This window comes from Kitasatospora sp. MY 5-36 (genome assembly GCF_001182915.1).
Taxonomy (GTDB): domain Bacteria; phylum Actinomycetota; class Actinomycetes; order Streptomycetales; family Streptomycetaceae; genus Kitasatospora.
Genome location: NZ_LFVW01000810.1, coordinates 1 through 4,231, shown reverse-complemented (window position 1 = coordinate 4,231; position 4,231 = coordinate 1). Strand labels below are relative to the sequence as shown.

4 protein-coding genes are annotated in these 4,231 nt (G+C 72.0%); all 4 read left to right on the top strand.

From position 1 onward, the window contains the following. On the top strand, positions 1-258 hold a 258-nt coding region (locus tag AE652_RS36505), incomplete at its 5' end, for an adenosylcobinamide-GDP ribazoletransferase (RefSeq protein ID WP_049659340.1). A 259-nt stretch (positions 259-517) separates the two neighbouring features. Further along, a complete protein-coding gene (locus AE652_RS36500) occupies positions 518-2,020 on the top strand; it encodes a leucyl aminopeptidase (RefSeq protein WP_049659339.1) in 1,503 nt (500 codons plus the stop codon). Positions 2,021-2,431: 411 nt separating this feature from the next. Then, on the top strand, positions 2,432-3,838 hold the full coding sequence (lpdA, locus tag AE652_RS36495) for a dihydrolipoyl dehydrogenase (RefSeq protein WP_107086631.1): 1,407 nt from the start codon (positions 2,432-2,434) through the stop codon (positions 3,836-3,838). Between the two features lie 80 nt (positions 3,839-3,918). Beyond that, positions 3,919-4,231 (top strand): biotin/lipoyl-containing protein (locus AE652_RS36490; protein ID WP_049659335.1); only part of this gene is annotated, 313 nt, incomplete at its 3' end.

Genomic DNA, 4,231 nt, shown 5'->3' with positions numbered 1-4,231 from the left:
ATGGTCGCGGGCACCGTGCCGCCCGCCGGGGCCGCCGCCGCGACGGCCGCCGCCGCACTCGCCCTGGCCGCGGCCGGACTGCTCGACGGATGGTCAGTTCTCCGCCTCCCGCTGGCCGTTGCGGTCGGCACGGGCTGCTCCTGGCTGCTGCTCCGGCGGTGCGTGCGCAGGTTCGGCGGGATCACCGGGGACGTGCTCGGCGCGATGGCCGAAACCGCCGCGACCGCCTCGCTGTTCGCCCTGGCGTTGCTCGGCTGACACCGGGCGGCGCGTGATCCCACCATGCGGACTACCATGCGTGGAGCACCGCAGCCCTGCACCGTGGCAGGTCCTGCCCGCCCGGCGCGTACCGAGGAGCCGGGGCCTCTGGTGTACGCGGCCACCCCGGCGGACGCGCGCAGCCAGGGGGCCCGGACCCGGAGGCCCGCCGGCGGACGGCCTGCGACGGCGCGGGCTGCGCCGGTGCGGCAGCCTCGCCGTGGCCGGCCGTGGACCGCGAAAGAACAGGACGCATTACGTGACTGCATTGTCTGTGAGCACCTCCTCCGCCGCCTCGCTGCGCGCGGACGCCCTGGTGGTCGGTGTCGCGAAGGGCCCGAAGGGCATCGTGCTGGCCCCCGGTGCCGAGGCCGTGAACGAGGCGTTCGAGGGCAAGCTGACCGAGGTCCTCAGCACCCTGGGCGCGACCGGCGCCGAGGGCGAGGCCGTCAAGGTCCCCTCCCCCGCCGGCCTGAAGGCCGCGCTCGTGCTCGCGGTCGGCCTGGGCGAGGCCGCCGAGGACGGTTACGCGCTGGAGACGCTGCGCCGCGCCGCCGGTGTCGCCGCCCGCACCCTGGCCGGTGCCAAGAAGGCCGCGCTGGCCCTGCCGGCCGAGTCCGCGGCGGACATCGAGGCGGTCGCGCTGGGCGGCCTGCTCGGCTCGTACGCCTTCGGCACCTACAAGGGCGACGGCAACGGCAAGGAGCCGGTCGGCGAGCTGGTCGTGCTGGCCGCCCGCAAGGGCAGCAAGGACGCCAAGGCCGCCGTGGAGCGCGCCACCGCGATCGGCGAGGAGATGAACCGGGCCCGCGACCTGGTCAACACCGCGCCGAACGACCTGAACCCGAAGAGCTTCGCCGCGATCGCCCAGGCGGCCGGCAAGGAGCACGGCCTCAAGGTCGAGGTGCTGGACGAGAAGGCGCTGACCAAGGGCGGCTTCGGCGGCCTGATCGGCGTCGGCATCGGCTCGGCGAACCCGCCCCGCCTGGTGAAGGTGGCCTACACCCACCCGAAGGCCAAGGCCACCCTGGCGTTCGTCGGCAAGGGCATCACCTACGACTCGGGCGGCATCTCGCTGAAGCCGGCCGGCCACAACGAGACCATGAAGTGCGACATGGCCGGCGCCGCCGCCGTGTTCGCCGCCGTGGTGGCCGCCAAGCGCCTGGGCCTGGCCGTCAACGTGACCGGCTGGCTGGCGCTGGCCGAGAACATGCCGTCCGGCTCCGCCACCCGCCCGGGCGACGTGCTGCGGATGTACGGCGGCAAGACCGTCGAGGTGCTGAACACCGACGCCGAGGGCCGCCTGGTGCTGGCCGACGCGATCGTGCGGGCCGGCGAGGAGAACCCGGACGTCATCGTCGACGTGGCCACCCTGACCGGCGCCATGGTGCTGGCCCTGGGTAACCGCACCTTCGGTGTGATGTCGAACAACGACGAGCTGCGCGACGGCCTGCACGCCCTGGCCGGCGAGGTGGGCGAGCAGTCCTGGCCGATGCCGCTGCCGGCCGACCTGCGCAAGGGCATGACCGAGTCGACCATCGCCGACCTGGCCAACATGGGCGAGCGGATGGGCGGCGGCCTGGTGGCCGGCCTGTTCCTGAAGGAGTTCGTGGCCGAGGGCACCGACTGGGCGCACCTGGACATCGCCGGTCCGGCGTTCCACGAGAGCGCGCCGTACGGCTACACCCCGAAGGGCGGCACCGCGAGCGCGGTGCGCACCCTGGTCCGCTTCGCCGAGCAGCGGGCGAACGGCAAGGCCTGACCCGGACACCCCTGACCCGGGGCGTCCCCCGGTCCAGGACCCGCTGCGACGGGGCCCGGCGCGTGTGCGCCGGGCCCCGTCGGCGTTCCGGCCCGGTTACCCGCGAGTAGGCCGGAGCGCCGCGACGCACGCCTGTTCGCTGCGGGCGAAACTTTGTTCCACAGTGCGGAAGAAGCCGTGGCGGATGGCGCGGAAGACGCCCGTCCGGCGGCTGTCAACACCGCTCTGAGCTGCGATGATGCCCTTCCGTCGGGGGCGTTCCCGCCCCGGTGACCACTCCGCGGGACACCCCTGGGGCGGACCCGGACATCAGCCACCGTGAACAAGTGCGAAGATGTATTTCCGGCACGACTGGGCGCCCCACAAAGGCTTCCGACCCACCGGACCGCGACCGGCCCGGCGACCCACCCCATGCATGGAGGACGTGACGTGGCGAACGACGCCAGCACCGTTTTCGACGTAGTCATTCTCGGAGGCGGAAGCGGCGGTTACGCCGCGGCGCTCCGCGCCGCTCAGCTGGGCCTGAGTGTTGCCCTGGTCGAGAAGGGTGAGCTGGGCGGCACCTGCCTGCACCGCGGCTGCATCCCGACCAAGGCGCTGCTGCACGCCGCGGAGATCGCGGACGAGACGAAGGAGGCCGCCGAGTTCGGCGTCCTGGCCACCTTCCAGGGCATCGACATCAACGGCGTCCACAAGTACAAGGACGACGTGATCGCCGGCCTGTACAAGGGCCTCCAGGGCCTGGTGGCCTCCCGCAAGGTCACCTTCATCCAGGGCGAGGGCAAGCTCTCCTCGCAGACCTCGGTGGACGTCAACGGCCAGCGCATCGAAGGCCGCCACATCGTCCTGGCCACCGGCTCCGTGCCGCGCTCGATCCCGGGCCTGGAGATCGACGGCAACCGCGTGATCTCCTCGGACCACGCCCTCAAGCTCGACCGCATCCCGAAGTCGGTCGTCATCCTCGGCGGCGGCGTGATCGGCGTCGAGTTCGCCTCGGTCTGGAAGTCCTTCGGCGTCGAGGTCACCATCGTCGAGGCGCTGCCGCACCTCGTCCCGCTGGAGGACGAGAACTCCTCCAAGCTGCTGGAGCGCGCGTTCCGCAAGCGCGGCATCAAGTTCGAGCTGAAGGCCCGCTTCTCGGGCGTGGAGTACACCGAGACCGGTGTCCGCGTCTCCACCGAGAACGGCAAGCAGATCGACGCCGACCTGCTGCTCGTCGCCATCGGCCGCGGCCCCGTCTCGGCCGGCCTCGGCTACGAGGAGAACGGCGTCGCGATGGACCGCGGCTACGTCCTCGTCGACGAGTACATGCGCACCAACGTGCCCACCATCTCCGCCGTCGGCGACCTCGCCCCGACCCTCCAGCTGGCCCACGTCGGCTTCGCCGAGGGCATCCTGGTCGCCGAGCGCCTGGCCGGCCTCAAGCCGGTGCCGATCGACTACGACGGCGTTCCGCGGGTGACCTACTCCAACCCCGAGGTGGCCTCCGTCGGCATCTCCGAGGCCAAGGCCGTCGAGCTGTACGGCAAGGACAAGGTCGTCACCCTGAAGTACAACCTGGCCGGCAACGGCAAGAGCAAGATCCTGAAGACCGCCGGCGAGATCAAGCTCGTCCAGGTCAAGGACGGCGCCGTGGTCGGCGTCCACATGGTCGGCGCCCGCATGGGCGAGCAGGTCGGTGAAGCCCAGCTGATCTACAACTGGGAGGCGCTCCCGGCCGAGGTCGCGCAGCTCATCCACGCGCACCCGACCCAGTCCGAGGCCCTGGGCGAGGCGCACCTGGCGCTGGCCGGCAAGCCGCTGCACGCGCACGACTGATCACGCCCCACCCCCTTTCCCGGTACTTCCCGTACGCAAGTACTTCCCGTACGCAAGACTTGATAGGAGTCGCTGAAACCATGGCGGTCTCAGTAACACTGCCCGCGCTGGGCGAGAGCGTTTCCGAGGGCACCGTCACCCGCTGGCTGAAGGCCGAGGGTGAGCGTGTCGAGGTCGACGAGCCGCTGCTGGAGGTGTCGACCGACAAGGTCGACACCGAGATCCCGGCCCCGGCCTCCGGCATCCTGGCCTCGATCAAGGTCGCCGAGGACGAGACCGTCGAGGTGGGCGCCGAGCTGGCGATCATCGACGACGGCTCGGGCGCCCCGGTCGCCGCCGCGGCTCCGGCCGTCGAGGCCGCGCCGGCCCCGGTCGCCGCCCCCGCTCCGGTCG